Below are 18,080 nucleotides of genomic sequence, written 5' to 3'. Positions count from 1 at the left end.
ACAGAAGTCAGAGGACTCCATGTCCACAGTCACTCCCACCCGGGCGCCGCACAGCGACGTCCCCACGGGCCACAAGCCGGCCGAGGGCCGTGTCGGCGCCGGCCTCTTCGATCCGAAGCAGCTGGTCACGTCCCTGCCGGACGCGTTCCGCAAGCTGGACCCGCGGGTCATGGTCAAGTCGCCCGTCATGTTCGTCGTGTGGGTCGGCTCCGTGCTGACCACGGCGTTCTCCTTCACGGACCCCGGTGACTGGTTCGGCTGGACCATCAGCGCCTGGCTGTGGCTGACCGTGATCTTCGCCAACCTGGCGGAGGCCGTCGCCGAGGGCCGGGGCAAGGCGCAGGCCGACACCCTGCGCAAGGCCAAGACCGGTACCGTCGCGCGACGGCTGCTGCCCGACGGCACGGAGGAACAGGTGCCCGGCACCGGTCTGCGGATCGGCGACCTGGTCGTGTGCGAGGCCGGTGACGTCATCCCCGGCGACGGTGACGTCGTCGAGGGCGTCGCGTCCGTCGACGAGTCGGCCATCACCGGTGAGTCGGCGCCCGTCATCCGCGAGTCCGGCGGCGACCGCAGCGCGGTCACCGGCGGCACGAAGGTCCTCTCCGACCGCATCGTCATCAGGATCACCACCAGGCCCGGCGACACCTTCATCGACCGGATGATCAACCTGGTCGAGGGCGCCGCCCGGCAGAAGACGCCCAACGAGATCGCGCTGAACATCCTGCTCGCCTCGCTGACGGTCGTCTTCCTGCTGGCCTGCGCCACGCTGCCGCCGTTCGCGTCCTACGCGGGCACCGAGCTGACGATGGTGGTGCTCGTCGCCCTGCTGGTCTGCCTGATCCCGACCACGATCGGCGCCCTGCTCTCCGCCATCGGCATCGCGGGCATGGACCGCCTCGTCCAGCGCAACGTCCTGGCGATGTCCGGCCGCGCGGTCGAGGCCGCCGGTGACGTCTCCACGCTGCTGCTGGACAAGACCGGCACCATCACCCTCGGCAACCGGCAGGCCGCCGAGTTCGTACCGGTCCGGGGCACCACCGAGGCCCAGGTCGCGGACGCCGCGCAGCTGTCGTCGCTGGCCGACGAGACACCCGAGGGCCGCTCCATCGTGGTCCTCGCCAAGGAGAAGTACGGCCTGCGCGAGCGCCACCAGGGCGAACTCGTGGGCGCCGAATGGATCGCCTTCACCGCCCAGACCCGCATGTCGGGCGTGGACGTCGACGGGCGCAGGATCCGCAAGGGTGCGGCCGGTTCGGTCATCGCATGGGTCGAGGAGCGGGGCGGCACGGTCGCCGAGGACGCCGACGAGACCGCCAACCGCATCTCCGAGGCCGGCGGCACCCCGCTGCTGGTCGCCGTCGAGGACGACCGGGGTGCCCGTGTGCTGGGCGTCATCCACCTCAAGGACGTCGTCAAGGACGGTATGCGGGAGCGGTTCGAGGAACTGCGCCGCATGGGCATCAAGACGGTCATGATCACCGGTGACAACCCGCTCACCGCGAAGGCCATCGCCGAGGAGGCGGGCGTCGACGACTTCCTCGCGGAGGCCACGCCCGAGGACAAGATGGCGCTGATCAAGCGGGAGCAGGCGGGCGGCAAGCTGGTCGCGATGACCGGTGACGGCACCAACGACGCCCCCGCCCTCGCGCAGGCCGACGTCGGCGTGGCGATGAACACCGGTACGTCGGCCGCCAAGGAGGCCGGCAACATGGTCGACCTCGACTCCAACCCGACCAAGCTCATCGAGATCGTCGAGATCGGCAAGCAACTCCTCATCACCCGGGGCGCGCTCACGACGTTCTCCATCGCCAACGACGTCGCCAAGTACTTCGCGATCATCCCGGCGCTGTTCGCGGCCGTCTACCCGGGCCTGGACAAGCTCAACATCATGGGCCTGTCTTCGCCCGACTCCGCGATCCTGTCCGCCGTCATCTTCAACGCGCTGATCATCGTCGCGCTGGTGCCGCTGTCCCTGAAGGGCGTGCAGTACCGGCCGGTCAGCGCCGACAAGATGCTGCGCCGCAACCTCACGATCTACGGCCTGGGCGGGCTGGTAGCCCCGTTCATCGGCATCAAGCTCATCGACCTGCTCATCTCGTCGATCCCCGGGATCGGGTGAAGGACCATGAACAACTCCGTTACCAACACCGCCCGGTTGCTCGGAGCGGGCCTGCGTGCCCTCCTCGTGCTGACCCTGGTGACCGGCGTCGTCTACCCGCTGGTCGTCACCGGTATCGCTCAGGGCCTGTTCCACGACAAGGCGAACGGCTCCGAGATCCGGGCGGACGGCAGGGTCGTCGGCTCCTCGCTGATCGGCCAACAGGGTTACAGCCTGGACTACTTCCAGCCCCGGCCGGCGAACGGCCTGGGGGAGAACTCGGTCAACACCCAGTACGCGCTGATCCTCTCCGGCGCCACCAACCGCTCCGGCGACAACGCCGAGCTGATCCAGTGGGTGAAGGAGGCGAAGGCGAAGGTCGTCAAGGAGAACTCCACCGCCGACTACAAGGTCCGCCCCTCGCAGATCCCCGCCGACGCGGTCACCTCCTCCGCCTCCGGACTGGACCCGCACATCTCGCCCGCGTACGCGGACCTCCAGGTCCACCGGGTCGCCGAGAGGAACGGCCTGCCCGTCGCCGAGGTCCGCAGGCTCGTCGACGAGCACACCGAGGGACGCACGCTCGGCTTCATGGGGGAGCCCCGGGTGAACGTCCTGGAGCTCAACATCGCGCTCAAGGGCCTCGCGGCCAAGAGCTGATGGCGGAGCGCGAACAGAGAGGGAGCCGACGGCCGGGGACTCACGGAACCGCCGGCTCCCGCCGCCATGAAACCAGTCGCCCACGGGCCGGACAGGAAGGCGCACACCCATGACCAGGGTGCTCGTGGTGGAGGACGACCCGCAGCTCGTGCGGGCCCTCGTCATCAACCTGCAGGCCCGCCACTACGGCGTCGACGCCGCCCCCGACGGCGCCACGGCCCTCAGGCTCGCCGCCGCGCGCCGGCCGGACGTGGTCCTGCTCGACCTCGGTCTGCCCGACATCGACGGTGTCGACGTCATCAAGGGCCTGCGCGGCTGGAGCCGCGTGCCGATCCTGGTCCTGTCGGCCCGCCGGGCGTCCGACGAGAAGGTGGCCGCACTCGACGCCGGCGCCGACGACTACATCACCAAGCCGTTCAGCATGGACGAGCTGCTGGCCCGGCTCCGCGCCGCCGTGCGCCGCACCGAGGACACCGCGGTCGTCCCGGAGACGACACTGGTCGAGACGGAGGACTTCAGCATCGACCTGCTGGCCAAGAAGGTCGTGCGGGGCGGACGGGACGTGCGGCTGACACCGACCGAGTGGCATCTGCTGGAGCTCCTGGTGACCAGCCCCGGCCGGCTGATCACGCAGAAGCACCTGCTGAAGGAGGTGTGGGGCGTCTCGCAGAGCCACAAGACCAACTACCTGCGCGTCTACATGGCCCAGCTGCGCCGCAAATTGGAGAAGGACCCCTCCCGCCCCCGCTATCTCGTCACCGAGCCCGGCATGGGCTACCGCTTCGAGGCATGACCGAGGAACCCCATGGCACGCGGCAAGCTCCGGATCTACCTCGGCGCGGCACCCGGCGTCGGCAAGACGTACGCGATGCTGTCGGAGGCACACCGCCGTGTCGAACGCGGCACCGACTGCGTGGTCGCCCTCGTCGAGCACCACGGCCGGCCGCGCACCGAGGTGATGCTGCACGGCCTCGAGCAGGTGCCCCGCAGGGAGATCGAGTACCGGGACACGGTCTTCACCGAGATGGACGTGGACGCCGTCCTGCGCCGGGCCCCCGCCGTCGCCCTGGTCGACGAGCTCGCCCACACCAACGTCCCCGGCTCGCGCAACGCCAAGCGCTGGCAGGACGTGGACGAATTGCTCGCCGCGGGCATCGACGTGATCTCGACCGTGAACATCCAGCACCTGGAGTCGCTCGGCGACGTGGTCGAGTCGATCACCGGGGTGCGCCAGCGCGAGACCGTCCCCGACGAGGTGGTCCGGCGCGCCGACCAGATCGAGCTGGTCGACATGTCACCTCAGGCCCTGCGCCGCCGCATGGCGCACGGCAACATCTACCAGCCGGACAAGGTCGACGCGGCCCTGTCCAACTACTTCCGCCCCGGCAACCTCACCGCCCTGCGCGAGCTGGCGCTGCTGTGGGTGGCCGACCGGGTCGACGAGTACCTGAACGAGTACCGCAGCGAGCACCGGGTGTCGAAGATCTGGGGCTCCCGGGAGCGGATCGTCGTCGGCCTGACCGGCGGCCCCGAGGGACGCACCCTGATCCGGCGCGCGGCGCGGCTGGCGGAGAAGGGCGCGGGCGGCGAGGTGCTGGCCGTCTACATCTCCCGCAGCGACGGACTGACCTCCGCCTCGCCCAAGGAACTGGCCCTGCAGCGCACGCTGGTGGAGGATCTGGGCGGCACCTTCCACCATGTCGTCGGCGACGACATACCGGCCGCCCTGCTCGACTTCGCCCGCGGGGTGAACGCCACCCAGATCGTGCTCGGCGTCTCCCGCCGCAAGGGCTGGCAGTACGTCCTCGGTCCCGGCGTCGGCGCCACCGTGGCCCGCGAGTCGGGGCCCGATCTCGACGTCCACCTCATCACGCACGCCGAGGTGGGCAAGGGCCGCGGCCTGCCGGTGGCCCGCGGGGCACGGCTCGGACGCTCCCGCGTCGTCGCGGGGTGGCTCGTCGGCGTGCTCGGCCCCGCCCTGCTCACCCTGCTCCTGACCGGCGTCGTGCCGGACGTCGGGCTGGCCAACGACATGCTGCTGTTCCTGTCGCTGACGGTCGCGGCGGCCATGCTGGGCGGTCTCTTCCCGGCGCTGGCGTCCGCCGTGGTGGGCTCGCTGCTGCTCAACTGGTACTTCACCCCGCCCGTCGACACGCTGACCATCGCCGACGGCAGGAACATCCTCGCCATCGCCGTCTTCGTCGGGGTCGCCGTGGCCGTCGCGTCCGTGGTGGACCTCGCCGCCCGGCGCACACACCAGGCGGCGCGGCTGCGGGCCGAGTCGGAGATCCTCTCCTTCCTCGCCGGCAACGTCCTGCGCGGCGAGACGAGTCTCGACGCCCTGCTGGAACGGGTCCGCGAGACCTTCGGCATGGAGTCGGTGGCGCTGCTGGAGCGCGAGAGCGACGTGGCGCCCTGGACATGTGCCGGCAGCGTCGGCCCGCGCCCCTGCGCCGCCCCCGACGAGGCGGACGTCGACGTACCGGTCGGCGACCATATGGCCCTGGCCCTGTCCGGCCGGGTGCTGCCGGCCGAGGACCGCCGGGTCCTGGCCGCCTTCGCCGCCCAGGCCGCGGTGGTCGTGGACCGCCGGCGTCTGCAGCAGGAGGCCGACCAGGCCAAGGAGCTCGCCGAGGGCAACCGCATCCGCACCGCCCTGCTCGCCGCCGTCAGCCACGACCTGCGCACCCCGCTCGCCGGGATCAAGGCGGCCGTCACCTCGCTGCGCTCCGACGACGTCGAGTGGTCCGAGGAGGACCGGGCCGAACTGCTGGAGGCCATCGAGGACGGCGCCGACCGGCTCGACCACCTCGTCGGCAACCTGCTGGACATGTCCCGCCTCCAGACCGGCATCGTCACCCCGATCATCCGCGAGACCGACCTGGACGAGGTCATCCCGATGGCGCTCGGCGGCGTACCCGAGGACAGCGTGGATCTGGAGGTGCCCGAGACCCTGCCCATGGTCGACGTCGACCGCGGCCTGCTGGAACGGTCGGTCGCCAACGTCGTCGAGAACGCGGTGAAGTACAGCCCGCCGGGCGAACGCGTCCTGGTCTCCGCGAGCGCCCTGGCCGACCGGGTGGAGATCCGGGTCGTCGACCGCGGACCCGGCGTCCCGGACGAGGCCAAGGACCGCATCTTCGAACCCTTCCAGCGCTACGGCGACGCCCCGCGCGGCGACGGCGTCGGCCTCGGCCTCGCGGTCGCCCGCGGCTTCGCCGAGGCCATCGGCGGCAGTCTGCACGCCGAGGACACACCGGGTGGTGGCCTGACCATGGTGCTCACCGTGCGGACGGCACCGCGGCGGCAAGGGGAGCAGCCGGATGCGTCGTCCGCGGCCGCGTTCGGGGAACACGGGCCCTACGAAAGGACCGGCAGGACATGAAACCTCTCCGGGAATGGGGGATGCGGTCCCGGATCGTCACCCTCGTGATCGGCTCCGCCGTCCTCGTCACCGGGGGCGCTCTCGCCGACTCGATCTGGCTCATCGGCATCGGCGCGTGGCTGCTGATCGCCGCGGGCCTGCTCGAGATGATCTACCGCCCCTGACGCTCGTTCGACGCTCCGAGTTCTGCGAGGCGGTTCATGGGCGCAGGAGGGGGAAGTCCGCCTTGGCCCAGAGGTCGCGGGGCGCGGGGGTGGTGTCCACGGTGGTGTCGTCGGTGCTCCACACCTCGGCGTGACCGGTGGACGGGGTGACCGGGGCCCAGCCCGGATCTCCGGTGGTGGCGAAGCCGGTCCACGCACGCACCATGCGGTGGGACAGCCGGTGGTCCGCGGGCGTGGGTGGTCCGCCGATGAGGAAGGCCAGGCAGTCGGTGTCGAGGGTGCCGAAGGCGAAGGGGATGTCCGCGCAGTGCCAGGGCCGCACGAGGCCGTCCGGGCCGGTGCGGCGACGGTCGAAGCGGGAGAGGTACGCCCGGCCGCCGGCTTCGGCGTGACGCTCGGCGAGGCGGTTGCTGTACTCGCCGAAGATCACGTCACCGAAGACGGCGAGGTAGACGTCGAGCACCGGGGCGTGGGGCATCGCGGCGCGGTAGCCGGCCACCAGGCCGTCGGGGAGGCCGAAGTCGGCTGCGAAGCGGGCCAGTTGCTCCTCGGTGGTGATCTTCGCGCTGCTGCCGACGGCGTCGAGCAGCCAGTACTCCTCTGTGGTGTGGCAGACCAGCAGCTCCACGTCCCGGGCCGCACCGGCGGCGATGCCCGTCAGCGGGTCGGTGGGCAGGACGTCGCCGTCCAGGACGGGCGCGTAGAGCGCAGGGTCGTAGTGGCGGGAGCCGGAGCCGGGGTCGCGCCGGTAGGCGTCGGTCACCTGGTCGGAGGCGGCGACCAGGGACTCCACGGGAGCCGAGGCCAGACCCTCGGCTGTGGCGGGGCAGCCCGCTGCCGCGGCGACCTCGCGCGTGGTCGCCGCGGCGACGTCGAGCGGGTAGCAGGGGCTGGCGGGGCTGTGGGCGATGGCCCGGTGGAAGAGACCCCGGGCACGGTCCATCACCATCAGGCAGGCCACCGAGGCGGCCCCGGAGGACTGGCCGGCGATCGTGACCTTGCCGGGGTCACCGCCGAAGGCGGCGATGTTCTCACGGACCCAGCGCAGGGCCGCGACCTGGTCGAGCAGACCGCGGTTGTCCGGATGAGCGGCCCGGCCGGTGGAGGGGACATGGCCGAAACCTTCAAACCCCAGGCGGTAGTTGAGGGTGACCACGACCAGGCCCGCGCGGCTGAGTACCGTGCCGTCGAAGTCGGGCTGGGCCGAGGAGCCAAAGGTGTAGGCACCGCCGTGGATCCAGACCAGGACGGGCAGACGACCGCCCTCGGGGCCGGGGGCCGGGGTCCATATGTTCAGGGTGAGGATGTCCTCGTCACCGGGCGACCACGCGGGTGCGCCGGACAACCGCGCCGACTGCGGTGCGACGGGGCCGAACGCCGTGCAGTCCCGCACGCCCGTCCAGGTCGGCGCGGGAACGGGTTCCCGGAACCGGTTCGCGCCGAACGGCGGGGCGGCGTACGGGATGCCGAGGACGGCGACGACATCGGCGGCGGCTCGGAAACCCCTGACGGGACCGTTGCTCGTCGTGAAGGTTTCCAAGGAAGTGACTGCCTCTCGTCGTGCCTCGGACGACCCTATGCGCCGCCGGCGCAGTCAGCACACGCATGTCGGCGGGCAGCAGCGCAGGATCGTGAAACGCGGCCGGGGGATCAGTGATCCCTCGGCCGCGTCGGTCGCTTCGGAGCCTTCGGACGTGTCACTTACCCGTCGGGGACTCGTGCTCGCACACGGTCCCGGGTGCCGGGAGCTTGCCGTCGAGGAAGTACGTGTTGACCTTGTTCTGGACGCAGGTGTTGCCCGAGTTGTAGGCGCCGTGGCCCTCGCCCTTGTACGTGAGTTCCACGCCGACGCCCTTGCCGAGCTGCTCGGCCATGCGGGCGGCGCCCTCGTAGGGGGTGGCGGGGTCGCCGGTGTTGCCGACGAGGAGGATGGGCGGTGCCCCGGGTGCGCGGACGTCGGGGTGTTCGGCCTTGCCGGGGACCGGCCAGCCGGTGCACTGCAGGGCGCCCCACATCATCGTGGCGCCGAAGAGGGGCGAGGCCGCCTCGAACTGCGGGGCCCTCTTCAGCAGTTCGTCCACGGTGTAGCGGTCGCTGCGGTCGGCACAGGTGATGGCGGTCTGCGCGTCCTGCTGGTCGCTGTAGGTGCCGTCACTGCCGCGCGCGCCCAGGGCCTCGGCGAGGTTCAGCAGGGTGTCGCCGTCGCCCTCCGCGACCTGCTCCAGGCCGACCTCCAGGGCCGGCCAGGCGGTCTCCAGGTAGAGGCTCTGGACGATCGCGTCGAGCAGCAGGGAACCGGTGAGCACCTGGTCGCCGATGGGCAGCGGCTTGTCGTCCAGTTTCTCCTCCAGCTCCATGACGAGCGCCTGGATCTCCTCGGGGCTCTCGCCCAGCGAGCAGCCGGTGCGTACGCACCACTGGGCGAAGTGAGTGGAGGCGAGCTGGAATCCCGCGGTCTGCGCCAGTGACTCCTCGAGCTGGTTCTGGGTGGGGTCCACGACCCCGTCCAGGACGGCACGGCCGACGTGGCGGGGGAACAAGTGGGCGTATACGCCGCCGAGTTCGGTGCCGTAGGAGATGCCGAAGTAGTGCAGCTTGTCGTCGCCGAGCAGGTGCCGCATCAGGTCCATGTCGCGGGCCGCGTCCTCGGTGCCCACGTGCGGCAGCATCCGGCCCGACTCGCGCTCGCAGGCCGCCGCGTACTCCCGCTTGGCGGTCAGCAGCGCCTTGACCTCGTCGTCGCCGTCGTCCGGGGTGTCGTCCCGCTCGGACATCTCCTCCTGCTCCTCGGCGTCCAGGCAGGTGACGCCGTTGCTGTTGCCGACGCCGCGCGGGTCAAAGCTGACCAGGTCGTAGCGGTCGCGGAGCTTCTCGTAGGCGCCGGCGAGGGCGGGCAGGGTGGCGACGCCGGACTCGCCTGGGCCGCCGAAGTTGAACAGCAGTGAGCCGATCCGCTCGCCGGCGTCCGCGCCCGTGCGTGCCCGGATCAGGGCGATGTCCGTCGTCTCGCCGTCGGGCCGGTCCCAGTCGAGGGGGGCCTGCATGGTGGTGCACTGCCACCGGGTGCCGTCCGGCAGCGGCTCGGGCGCCTCACCTGCGCCCTGAAGGGGGGACGGGGCGGGGCAGTCCTTCCACACCAGGGACTGCGCCCAGAGCCGCCCGCGGTCGTTGCCGTCGCCGCCGCCTCGGGCTGTGGCACCGTCACCGGCCGCCCGGCCGCAGGCGGCCAGGGAGGCGGAGAGCAGGACGGCACCGGAGAGCAGGGCAGCAGCCGATATCGCAGGTCTTGTTCGCATGCGCCCAGCCTCCGGCCGGGCCCGACCCGCCGCATGGCCTCGCATCCATCCGGGGGAACGGGCGCTTCACCGGGCGCGGTTCGGGAGCCGCACGCGAGCGCCGTACGCGTCCATGGCGAGGGGAGCGTACGGCGCTCGAAGGGGCGAGGACTCTGCCCTCAGGGTGTGACGATCGCGAAGTCCGGGTCCGGGGCGGTGAGGTGGCTGAACAGTTCGCCGAGTCCGGCGGTGTCGCCGGAGGTGCGGGCGCGGCCCTGTGCCGCCAGTTCGGTGGGGGAGACCTGGCCCAGCAGGACGGCGCGCAGGCCGGCCTCGTCGAAGGTCACCTCGACGCCGTGCCCAGGAAGCCGCGGCGGGCGTCGTCGAGATCCTGGGTGTCGTCGAGGGGGAAGCGCCGCCGCACCTCGTCGTGGGCCTCGCCGATCGCCGCCTCGGCCGGCTTGGCCTGGATCATCTCGGTCATCCCGTTCCCCTCGCGCAGAGCTGCGGCGGTCCGGCACGGACCCCACAGCCACGGTGCCGGGGGTCTCACTCGGCCGCCAGCAGGGCTGCTCCGTCGGGACGAGGGGCCGGTCACCCGGCCCTCCGCCGGAACGAGAGGCCGGTCACCCTGCCACCTCTTCCTCCTCACCCCCGGTGCCGCGCGGCCCAGGCACGCCCTCAGCCCAGCGTCGGTGGGCGCCCCCAGGGTGTCTCCAGGGCCGCCCGCAGCGCGATCACCGCGTCGCGGCCGATGCGGGCTGCGAGTTCGTCCTCCAGGCGGTCCAGGACGGCGCCCGCCTGGCGGTGGGCCCGTTGCCCCTCGGGGGTGCGGCGGATCAGGCGGCGGCGGGCGGAGGTGGGGTCCGGGGCCTGTTCGAGGAGCCCGGCGGCGACCAGTCCGTGCACGGCCTGGTGGGCGGTCTGCCGGGTGACGCCCATGCGCCGCGCCAGCTCGGACACCGTGGTGCCCTCCTCGTCCAGCACGGCGAACAGCTGTGTCTGGGTCGGGGTCACCGGCGTCGCCCCGGCCGCCTCCATCGCCGTCAGCAGACCTTCCTCGAACCAGCGCCGGGCGTCACCGAGCAGCTGGGGGAGAGGGCGGCGGGTGGACTTCATCGGCTCCTCTTCGTGTCCCGTGCTTGCTTCCCGCCACTCTCTCATGTCAGGCTGCCTGACATAGTAGGCGGTCCGAGGCGAAGGAGCAGCGCATGACCATGGAGTACGCCACCCGCCACCGGAGGGCCTCACGCATCCCCGCGGAACCGGGCAAGCCCTACGTCATCGAGAAGGGCCACGGCGACCGCGCCCACCTCTTCGGCGACCTGATCACCGTCTACGCGGGCGGCGAGCAGACCGAGAACACCTTCAACTTCTTCACCGTCGAGGGCCCCAAGAGCGACCTCGTCCCCGCCCACCTGCACGTCGACACCCACGAGGTCTTCTACGTCACCCAGGGCGCCGTCCGGCTGTTCGTGGAGGACACCGAGGGCGAGCAGCAGGAACGGCTGCTCACCCCCGGCGACTTCGGCTTCGTCCCCAAGAACTGCCCGCACGCCTACCGCATGGAGCGCCACCACAGCCAGGTCGTCGGCGTCGCCGCGGGCCCCGGCGGCACGTTCGAGCGGTTCTTCGAGAACCTGGGCGCCCCCACCGAGCGGCTCGGCCTGCCGCACGAGCCCCTGGTCCCCGAACCCCACAAGTTCGGCACCGTCCCCCAACGCTTCGACGTGCGCTTTTTGCCCGACCACGAGTGGCGCACGCGATGACCACGCCGGAGTTCAATGAGCCAGAGGTCAAGGGGCCGGAGTTCAAGGGGCCGAAACCCACCGGTCCGGAGCCCACCGGTGCGGGGCAGACTGCGCCCGAGCTCGCCGGGCGGGGGTCCGCCGGGTCCGAGTTCACCGGCGCGGGGCACCTTGCGCCCGAGATCGCCGGGCGGGGGTCCGCCGCGGCTGAGTCCGCCGCGTCTGAGTCCGTCAGGCCCCAGCCCAGCGTCCGCGATCTCATCGCCGCCCCGCACCCCGACTACGCCCCCCTGCCGCCCTCCGCCCCGGCCGCCCCCGGCGTGCGCGAGACGCGCGGCGTGCCCTACGCCGAGATCGACGGCGGCCGGCCGCTGGAGCTCGACCTGTGGCGGCCCGAGGGTGACGAGACCGGCCCGCTCCCGCTGGTGCTGTACGTGCACGGCGGCGCCTGGCGCCGGGGGCGCCGCGACGACCTGGGCATGCGCACCCGCCACTGGAAGCCCCGCCCCTTCGCCCGTATCGCCGCCGAGGGCTTCGCCGTCGCCTGCGTCGACTACCGGCTCAGCGGCGAGGCCACCTTCCCCGCACCCCTCGACGACCTCCGCGCCGCACTGCGCTGGCTCGCCCTGCGCTCCGCCGAACTCGGCGTCGACACCGCCCGTACGGTGGTCTGGGGAGAGTCCGCCGGCGGACACCTCGCCTCCCTCCTCGCCCTCACCCACACCGACCCGGCACTCGCCGGTGCCGTGATCTGGTACGGGCCGAGCGACCTGACCAGACCGCGCGGCGGGTTCACCCCCGAGAACCCCGAAACCCCGGAGGCCCGCATGCTCGGCGCGGCCCCCGCCGCCGCCCCGGAGCGCGCCCGCGAGGCCAGCCCGGTCGCTCAGGTCCGCCCCGTCGCGCCCCCGTTCCTCCTCGTCCACGGCGAGCAGGACACCATGGTCGACTGCTCCCACAGCCGCTCCCTCGCCGCCGCACTCGAACAGGCGGGAGCCGACGCCGAGTTGTGGACGGTGGACGGCGCCGACCACGGCTGGCACCACCTCCCCGACGACCGGGTCGAGGAGATCTTCACCCGCTCCCTCGCCTTCGCCGCCCGTCGCGTGACCTGAACCGGGCCCCCGGCCCGCCCCGGCCCTCACCCCAATCGCCAAGATCCCCCGTAGAGTTGGCGACGTAGCTCCGGCTGCCGGCCGCCGCCGCGACGATTGGGAGAGACCGCGCCGATGCCCTATCAGGTTCCCCCGGAAACGGCGCACTTCGTCGACCGCGAGGAGGAGCAGGCGCGCGCCTTCCGCGCCGTCGCGGGCTGGGACGGACAGTCCAGGCCGCTGTGCCTGGCCCTGAGCGGCCTGGGCGGCACGGGCAAGACGGAGCTCGCCTTCCGTATCGTCCGCGCGGTCCGCGACCGCTACCCGGACGGCGTGCTCTACGTGGACCTCGACGAACTCCGCCGCGACGGAGCCGTCGAGGTCTCCGACGCGCTCGGCGACCTGCTGCGCTCCCTCGACGTCTCGCCCGAGTGGCTGGGCCACACCTTCAAGGCCCGCTGCCGCCAGTACTGGGAACGCACCGACGGCAAACGCCTCGTCGTCGTGGTGGACAACGCCCGCTACGGCAGCGAGGTCGTCCCCCTGCTCCCGGCGTCCGGCGCCGGCCTGGTCGTGGTCACCAGCCACGGGCCGCTGTACGACCTCGAGAGCGGCGCGGTCACCGAACTCGAACTCGCCCCCCTCGACGACCCGCACGCGCGGGAGCTGCTGCGCCGCCTCGTCGACGACCCCCGCCTCGACGCCGAGCCGGAAGCGGCGGCCGGGCTGATCGGCCTGTGCTCGGGGCTGCCCGCCGCCCTGCACGTGGCCGGCCGATGGATCCGCCGCCACCGCCGCCGCCCGCTGGCCCGTCTGCTCACCGACCTCACGGCCGAGCTGAACGACAAGGGGCTCCCCATGGTCGAACGGGTCTGGGACGCCGCGTACCGTACCCTCGGCCCGCACGCCGCCCTCCTCTACCGGCTGCTGTCCGCCGCCCCCGGCGCCTCGCTCACCCCGGACGCCGCGACGGCCCTGCTCGGCCGGGGACACGACGCGGCAGACGACGCCCTGGAGGAACTGGAGAACGCCGGCTTACTCGACACCCGCAGCGCGCGCGTCCGCCTGCCCGACCTGCTCCGGGCCCACGCCGCACGCTGCGCGGCCCGCCACGGCGACGAGGCGGAGGCCGCCGAGGGCGCCCGGCGTATCGTGCGCTGGTACCTGCGCCAGGCCCAGCGTGCCGACGCCGTAGCCGCCGGCACCCGCCTCACCCTCGCACCCCCCGTACCGCCGCTCCCCGGCACCTCCGACGTGCCGTTCGCCACCCCGGCCGGGGCACTGGGCTGGCTGGAGGACGAACGCCACGCCCTCTTCGCCTGCGTCCGCACCGCCCACGCCCTCGGCCTGGACACCGAGGCCTGGTCCCTGTGCGAACCCCTGTGGACCCACTACCTCGACCACCCGCACCCTGCCGACGTGACCGACGCCTTCCGCACCGCCGTCCATGCGGCCCAGCGCACCGAGGACACCCGGGCCCTGATCCGCATGCGCTGCCAACTGGCCCGCCCGCTCTGGGAACAGGCCCGCTTCGACGAGGCGCGCCACGAGATGACCCAGGCCCGCACTGCGGCGGCCTCCCTCGGCCACTCGCCGGGCGAGCGCAAACTGGCCGCGTCCGTCCGCGAGTTCACCGGCAGCCTGCACGCCGCGCAGGGCGACTGGGCCCGGGCAGCCACGGAGTTCGAGGCGTCCCTGCGCGTACACCGCGAGATCGGCAACACCTACGGCGCCATGCTCCAGACCTACCGCCTCGGCCAGGCCGTCGCCGAAGTGGGCGACCTCCAGCGGGCCGCCGAACTCCTCGAAAGCGCCCACGCCCAGGCCCGTGAGCTGGGACGGGCACGCATGACGGCACGCACCGGCTTCGCCCTCGGCACCGCGCTGCACCGCCTCGGCCGCCACGACGCGGCACGCGACCTGTACGAGGCGGCGCTGACCGGCGCACGCGACCGCGCCGCCGAGCACGAGGAGGCCCGCGTCCTGACGGCCCTCGCCACCCTGGCCGACGACACCGGCCACCAGGAGGAGGCCCACCGCCACCGCACGGCAGCCCAGGCCATCCGGGAACGCAACGGCGGCCTGACCTAGAGGCCGAGCGCCCGCTCCTCCTCGGTCGCCTCGGCGAGCCCGACCTCGTACGTGCGCCCGCCGATCTCGCACCGCAGCATGGCGGGCACCCGCGCCCGCCCGGCCCAGAGCCAGGCGTGGACGGCGCTGACCACGGCGGCCGGATCGGTGGTCACGACGCGTCCGCCCTCCCCGCACGGCTCGATGCGGACGGAGAGCAGCAGTCCCGCCCGGTTTTGGACCAGGCAGCGGGAAGGCGACAGCACGGCGGCGGCAGTACGGCAGCCGGGGTAGGAGTCCAGGATGTGCTCGGTCCAGCCGGCAGCCGTCCACGCCACCTCGTACGGCGCGCCCTGGGCGGGCGGTGCGGCACGGCGGAACAGGACGGCGGCGCTTTGGGCGTGCCGCTCACCGGCCGTGCCGTGCTCGGCGGCCAAGTGGTGAGACGGGCCTGGGCGTTGCGCGGGGAAGCGCTCCACCCGGACGGTGTCTCGCGCGACGTCGGCGCGTACCGCGAAGGCGCCCGGCGTGCGCAGCGCGGTCGTACGGGGAGCAGGCAGGACGCGTGCGGTGACCGGTGCCGAGGGCGGGGCCAGGTCCAGCAGCCGGTACACCTCGCTGCGCAGCAGCTCCAGCGCCCGGCCGCGTTCCGCGAAGGCCGACTCCGCGACCGTGCGGATCAACTCGGGCTCGTGGCCGCTCAGAAGCACACGAAGACCCCCGGCGTCCAGCGCGTGCCGCTCCAGCCGTGGGCCGCGGGCGAGGAACTCGGCCATCGGGCTGCCCGGCACGAGCTCGCGGCCACCGTCGTAGGCACCGATGAGCGGCAGGTCCAGCGCGGCCGCGTACAGCGCCGTGGACCCGTGGTCCGTGATCACCGCGTCGGCGGCGATCAGAACGGCCGCCCACTCCTCGTACGGGCCGGGCAGGATTAGGCCCGCGTCGAGGGCGGGGGCCAGCCGTTCGGCCAGTTCGAAGGAGCCGAGGCGGCTGCGCTCATTGGGGTGCACGATCAGTGCCACCTGGTGACTGTCGTACGGCAGCAGTGTGACCAACTCGGCCGCCAGCTCCGGCCGTTGCCGCAGCAGGGACTCCGGTCCCCAGGTGGAGGTGAGGACGACCAGCGTGCGCGCCCCCGTGCCCAGCGCCCGCCGGTAGCGCTCCCGGTGGGCACGCGAGGCCAGCATGCGATCCAGGGTGGGGTCCCCGATGACGGTGGCCGCGGCCGCCGCCCGGGGACTCGACGAGGCGATACGGCTGACCTGGCTGGGGTGCGCGAGGGCGTGGACGGCGGCGAGGGGGCGGTCACCGAGGAGCAGGCGGGCGGGATCGAGCCCGGACGGGGTGGCCGGTCCGGAACCCTCGCCGGGCACGGTCTTGCCGAAGCCGGCGCCGTGCGGCAACAGCACACAGGGGCCGTGCAGAAGACCCACGTCGCCCTTCGGGCTGGCGGCGAGGATCACGTCGTGGACCTGGCCGCGCGCCTGGTCCCAGGGGATGGTGCGGGCACCCGCCCGCTCGACGGCGGTCAGCGCGTCGAGACCGAACTCGGAGCCGGGGACGAGCGTGAAGTGGCGGCTGATCCGGTGGTCTCCGGCGAACACCGGAAGGACGTCGAGCAGCCGGTGCAGCGCGGTCGCCGACCGAGCCGCGAACAACACACGCCGCCTGTCGTCCGTCGTCCGTCGACCGTCGACCGTCGACCGTCGACCGTCGACCGTCGACCGTCGACCGTCGACCGTCGACCGTCGACCGTCGACCGTCGACCGTCGACCCGAGTGTCCATTTTACCGGGCGCGGTGCGTCCGGAGCCGTCGTTTTCGCAGATAGGGGCAGGTATCTCGTCCGACGGCATGCGCGCATGGTACCCGGGGGCCCGCACGGAACAATGGGCCCATGACTGAATGGGGAGTGGGGCTGATCGCGGCCGGTTCGGCGCTGCTCGGCAGCCTGGTCACCGGCTGGTTCACCCGGAGCGCCGGCCGCCGCCAGGCGGAGGCCGCCCGGCACGCCGGTGACCGTCAGGCGGACGCGGTCCTGGACACCGTACGGATGACCCTGGAGGAGCAGCGCGCCACCCGCCTTCTGGACGGGCGCCGCCAGGCCTACGTCCGCTTCCTCGAAGCCGCCGAGGCCACCGCCCTCACCCTCCGCACCGGCGAGGGCCAGCCCGCCGACCGGTCCCAGCTGCACCGCGCCCTGGCTGCCGTCCTCCTCGAAGGCCCGCCCGAAACCGCCTGCGCCGCAGGTGAGTTGGTGACCCGACTCCGCGGCAGCTACACCGTCGACGAAGTGGACGAGGCGCGCCGGGCCTTCGTCGAGGAGGCGCAGAAGGCGCTGGCCGCGTAGCCGAGAGGTCCGCCGGGCGCCCCACCCCCCACAGGAAGGCCACCCGGCGGACCGGCTTCGGTGCCTACGGCCGTGCTACGGGCGCACGTCGTAGGCGCGGGACACGGTCTGCCGTACCGAGTTGCCGTCGGCGTCCGTGAGTTCGGTCCGCAGCCAGACCTGCTTTCCGGCCGCGCGCGCGTGGTTCACCGTGGCCGTGGCGCCGCTCGCCGTGAGCGAGACGTCCGCCTCGGTCCAGGTCGCGCCCTCGTCGTAGGAGTACGACAGCTTCGCGGCCGTGAGCTTTCCGGGGGAGTACCCGGCATGCCCGGTGACACTCAGCCCGATCCGCACACCGTCCTTCGCGGGCACGGTCTTCATGCCGTCCTCGGGCAGCTCGTAGCGCGGGAAGAGGATGCCGAGCCCCTGCGAGTACTGGCCCTCGTCCAGCTTCGAGCGGAACGTCCAGACGGTCCGCACCTGCTGCGACCGCTCCCACACCCGGGCCGGCGACCCGATCTTCGCGATGTTCTGCTCCAGTTCGTAGGTGGCTTCCCCGGCCGGCACCTCGAACACCCCGAACGGGTAACCGCTCTGCCCGAGTTCCTCACCGTCCTTGCGCAGCACCAGGTTCCCGATGTCGCCGAAGGACCCGGCCTGCGCGTAGTGCGTGCCGTCGCCCCACATCGCCGAGGCGAAGCCGATCAGATTGCCCTGCCGCTCGGCGGCGAGGACCGGCTTGCCGGCCGTGTCGCGCGGTGCGGTGGGGGCCACGACACCGTCGTACCAGCGCTCCGAGCGCTCGCTGCCGGGCCGGTAGGTGCGCCGCTGGTCGATCATCGCCTCGCCCCACGGGAAGCTGCTGGAGACGATGTGGTCCCAGGCGGTGTCGCCCGCCGAGTAGAACTCGGTGCGCTTGCCGGGCACCGCGACCGGGGCGTTGAAGCCCAGGTAGGCGGCGGTGCCGTCGGGCCGGTGGGCGCCCGTGCTGTCGAGGAAGTCGCCCTGCACGCCCATCGCGTGGTACGTCGACTCCACCGTGCCGAGCCGCTCGTCGCGCACCCGGTAGGTGCGGTCGCCGCCGATCGGGCCGCCTTCGGGGAAGGAGAGGTTGTAGACGTAGGGGCTCTTGGCGGTGGCCTTCCAGCGCAGGTTCACCTCGCCGTCGGCGAGTTCGTCGAGGAGCGCGCGGGCCTCGTCCGCCGGGACGGCGAGCGTCGGCAGGGCGGCGCCGCTGAATCCGGCGCGCGGCTGC

The 18,080-nt window shown here is 72.7% G+C and carries 15 protein-coding genes and 1 pseudogene; 9 read left to right on the top strand and 7 right to left on the bottom strand.

Going from position 1 to position 18,080, the window contains the following annotated elements; translation table 11 throughout:
* The first annotated feature begins 19 nt into the window (after positions 1–19).
* From kdpB to N4P33_RS12870, 5 genes are all read left to right on the top strand, one after another.
* Positions 20–2,122, top strand: coding sequence for a potassium-transporting ATPase subunit KdpB (kdpB, locus tag N4P33_RS12890; RefSeq protein WP_260826529.1), 2,103 nt, complete (start codon positions 20–22; stop codon positions 2,120–2,122).
* Positions 2,123–2,128: 6 nt separating this feature from the next.
* The gene (locus tag N4P33_RS12885) at positions 2,129–2,761 is read left to right on the top strand and encodes a potassium-transporting ATPase subunit C (RefSeq protein WP_260826528.1); all 633 of its coding nucleotides are present in this window, start codon (positions 2,129–2,131) and stop codon (positions 2,759–2,761) included.
* 109 nt (positions 2,762–2,870) lie between these two features.
* Positions 2,871–3,554 carry a response regulator gene (locus N4P33_RS12880; protein WP_260826527.1) on the top strand — a complete coding sequence of 228 codons (684 nt, stop codon included), beginning with the start codon at positions 2,871–2,873 and terminating at the stop codon, positions 3,552–3,554.
* Positions 3,555–3,566: 12 nt separating this feature from the next.
* The gene (locus tag N4P33_RS12875) at positions 3,567–6,146 is read left to right on the top strand and encodes an ATP-binding protein (protein WP_260826526.1); all 2,580 of its coding nucleotides are present in this window, start codon (positions 3,567–3,569) and stop codon (positions 6,144–6,146) included.
* Positions 6,143–6,310 carry a hypothetical protein gene (locus N4P33_RS12870; RefSeq protein WP_260826525.1) on the top strand — a complete coding sequence of 56 codons (168 nt, stop codon included), beginning with the start codon at positions 6,143–6,145 and terminating at the stop codon, positions 6,308–6,310. Before N4P33_RS12875 ends, N4P33_RS12870 begins: the two co-directional genes overlap by 4 nt.
* A 34-nt stretch (positions 6,311–6,344) precedes the next feature.
* On the opposite strand, the gene N4P33_RS12865 is transcribed toward N4P33_RS12870, so the two are convergent.
* From N4P33_RS12865 to N4P33_RS12845, 5 genes are all read right to left on the bottom strand, one after another.
* Positions 6,345–7,850: a carboxylesterase/lipase family protein gene (locus N4P33_RS12865; RefSeq protein WP_260826524.1), complete on the bottom strand. Its 1,506-nt coding sequence runs from the start codon at positions 7,848–7,850 to the stop codon at positions 6,345–6,347.
* A 157-nt stretch (positions 7,851–8,007) separates the two neighbouring features.
* Positions 8,008–9,606: an alpha/beta hydrolase gene (locus N4P33_RS12860; RefSeq protein ID WP_260826523.1), complete on the bottom strand. Its 1,599-nt coding sequence runs from the start codon at positions 9,604–9,606 to the stop codon at positions 8,008–8,010.
* 158 nt (positions 9,607–9,764) lie between these two features.
* A complete protein-coding gene (locus tag N4P33_RS12855; protein WP_260826522.1) occupies positions 9,765–9,932 on the bottom strand; it encodes an alkyl sulfatase C-terminal domain-containing protein in 168 nt (55 codons plus the stop codon).
* Positions 9,929–10,069, bottom strand: a complete 141-nt coding sequence (locus N4P33_RS12850) for a hypothetical protein (protein ID WP_260826521.1) — start codon at positions 10,067–10,069, stop codon at positions 9,929–9,931. The genes N4P33_RS12855 and N4P33_RS12850 overlap by 4 nt, the downstream gene beginning before the upstream one ends.
* A gap of 197 nt (positions 10,070–10,266) precedes the next feature.
* Positions 10,267–10,704: a MarR family winged helix-turn-helix transcriptional regulator gene (locus tag N4P33_RS12845; RefSeq protein WP_260826520.1), complete on the bottom strand. Its 438-nt coding sequence runs from the start codon at positions 10,702–10,704 to the stop codon at positions 10,267–10,269.
* A 92-nt stretch (positions 10,705–10,796) separates the two neighbouring features.
* On the opposite strand from N4P33_RS12845, the gene N4P33_RS12840 reads away from it, so the two are divergent.
* From N4P33_RS12840 to N4P33_RS12830, 3 genes are all read left to right on the top strand, one after another.
* Complete coding sequence (locus N4P33_RS12840) at positions 10,797–11,354, top strand: quercetin 2,3-dioxygenase (RefSeq protein WP_260826519.1); 558 nt, start codon at positions 10,797–10,799, stop codon at positions 11,352–11,354.
* Positions 11,351–12,448, top strand: a complete 1,098-nt coding sequence (locus N4P33_RS12835; RefSeq protein WP_260826518.1) for an alpha/beta hydrolase — start codon at positions 11,351–11,353, stop codon at positions 12,446–12,448. Before N4P33_RS12840 ends, N4P33_RS12835 begins: the two co-directional genes overlap by 4 nt.
* Positions 12,449–12,562: 114 nt before the next feature.
* Positions 12,563–14,518, top strand: a complete 1,956-nt coding sequence (locus N4P33_RS12830; RefSeq protein WP_260826517.1) for a tetratricopeptide repeat protein — start codon at positions 12,563–12,565, stop codon at positions 14,516–14,518.
* Here N4P33_RS12830 and N4P33_RS12825 read toward each other — a convergent pair.
* On the bottom strand, positions 14,515–16,158 hold the full coding sequence (locus N4P33_RS12825; RefSeq protein ID WP_260826516.1) for a translation initiation factor 2: 1,644 nt from the start codon (positions 16,156–16,158) through the stop codon (positions 14,515–14,517). The two genes, N4P33_RS12830 and N4P33_RS12825, sit on opposite strands and share 4 nt — an antisense overlap.
* Positions 16,159–16,393: 235 nt before the next feature.
* On the opposite strand from N4P33_RS12825, the gene N4P33_RS12820 reads away from it, so the two are divergent.
* Positions 16,394–16,846, top strand: a complete 453-nt coding sequence (locus tag N4P33_RS12820; protein ID WP_260826515.1) for a hypothetical protein — start codon at positions 16,394–16,396, stop codon at positions 16,844–16,846.
* A gap of 75 nt (positions 16,847–16,921) precedes the next feature.
* Here the strand turns inward: N4P33_RS12820 and N4P33_RS12815 are convergent.
* A pseudogene (locus tag N4P33_RS12815) lies at positions 16,922–18,080 on the bottom strand (peptidase); the annotation flags it as partial.

Origin of the sequence: Streptomyces sp. 15-116A, assembly GCF_025290915.1 — a bacterium.
Taxonomy (GTDB): domain Bacteria; phylum Actinomycetota; class Actinomycetes; order Streptomycetales; family Streptomycetaceae; genus Streptomyces.
Note: the sequence above shows the minus strand (reverse complement) of the source record. Positions and strands in the feature narration are given on the sequence as shown.

Coding starts and splice junctions, on each gene's coding strand:
- N4P33_RS12875 (WP_260826526.1), top strand. CDS start 3,567: ATGGCACGCGGCAAGCTCCGGATCTACCTCGGCGCGGCACCCGGCGTC.
- N4P33_RS12860 (WP_260826523.1), bottom strand. CDS start 9,606: ATGCGAACAAGACCTGCGATATCGGCTGCTGCCCTGCTCTCCGGTGCC.
- N4P33_RS12830 (WP_260826517.1), top strand. CDS start 12,563: ATGCCCTATCAGGTTCCCCCGGAAACGGCGCACTTCGTCGACCGCGAG.
- N4P33_RS12850 (WP_260826521.1), bottom strand. CDS start 10,069: ATGACCGAGATGATCCAGGCCAAGCCGGCCGAGGCGGCGATCGGCGAG.
- N4P33_RS12870 (WP_260826525.1), top strand. CDS start 6,143: ATGAAACCTCTCCGGGAATGGGGGATGCGGTCCCGGATCGTCACCCTC.
- N4P33_RS12820 (WP_260826515.1), top strand. CDS start 16,394: ATGACTGAATGGGGAGTGGGGCTGATCGCGGCCGGTTCGGCGCTGCTC.
- N4P33_RS12885 (WP_260826528.1), top strand. CDS start 2,129: ATGAACAACTCCGTTACCAACACCGCCCGGTTGCTCGGAGCGGGCCTG.
- kdpB (WP_260826529.1), top strand. CDS start 20: ATGTCCACAGTCACTCCCACCCGGGCGCCGCACAGCGACGTCCCCACG.
- N4P33_RS12845 (WP_260826520.1), bottom strand. CDS start 10,704: ATGAAGTCCACCCGCCGCCCTCTCCCCCAGCTGCTCGGTGACGCCCGG.
- N4P33_RS12835 (WP_260826518.1), top strand. CDS start 11,351: ATGACCACGCCGGAGTTCAATGAGCCAGAGGTCAAGGGGCCGGAGTTC.
- N4P33_RS12840 (WP_260826519.1), top strand. CDS start 10,797: ATGACCATGGAGTACGCCACCCGCCACCGGAGGGCCTCACGCATCCCC.
- N4P33_RS12880 (WP_260826527.1), top strand. CDS start 2,871: ATGACCAGGGTGCTCGTGGTGGAGGACGACCCGCAGCTCGTGCGGGCC.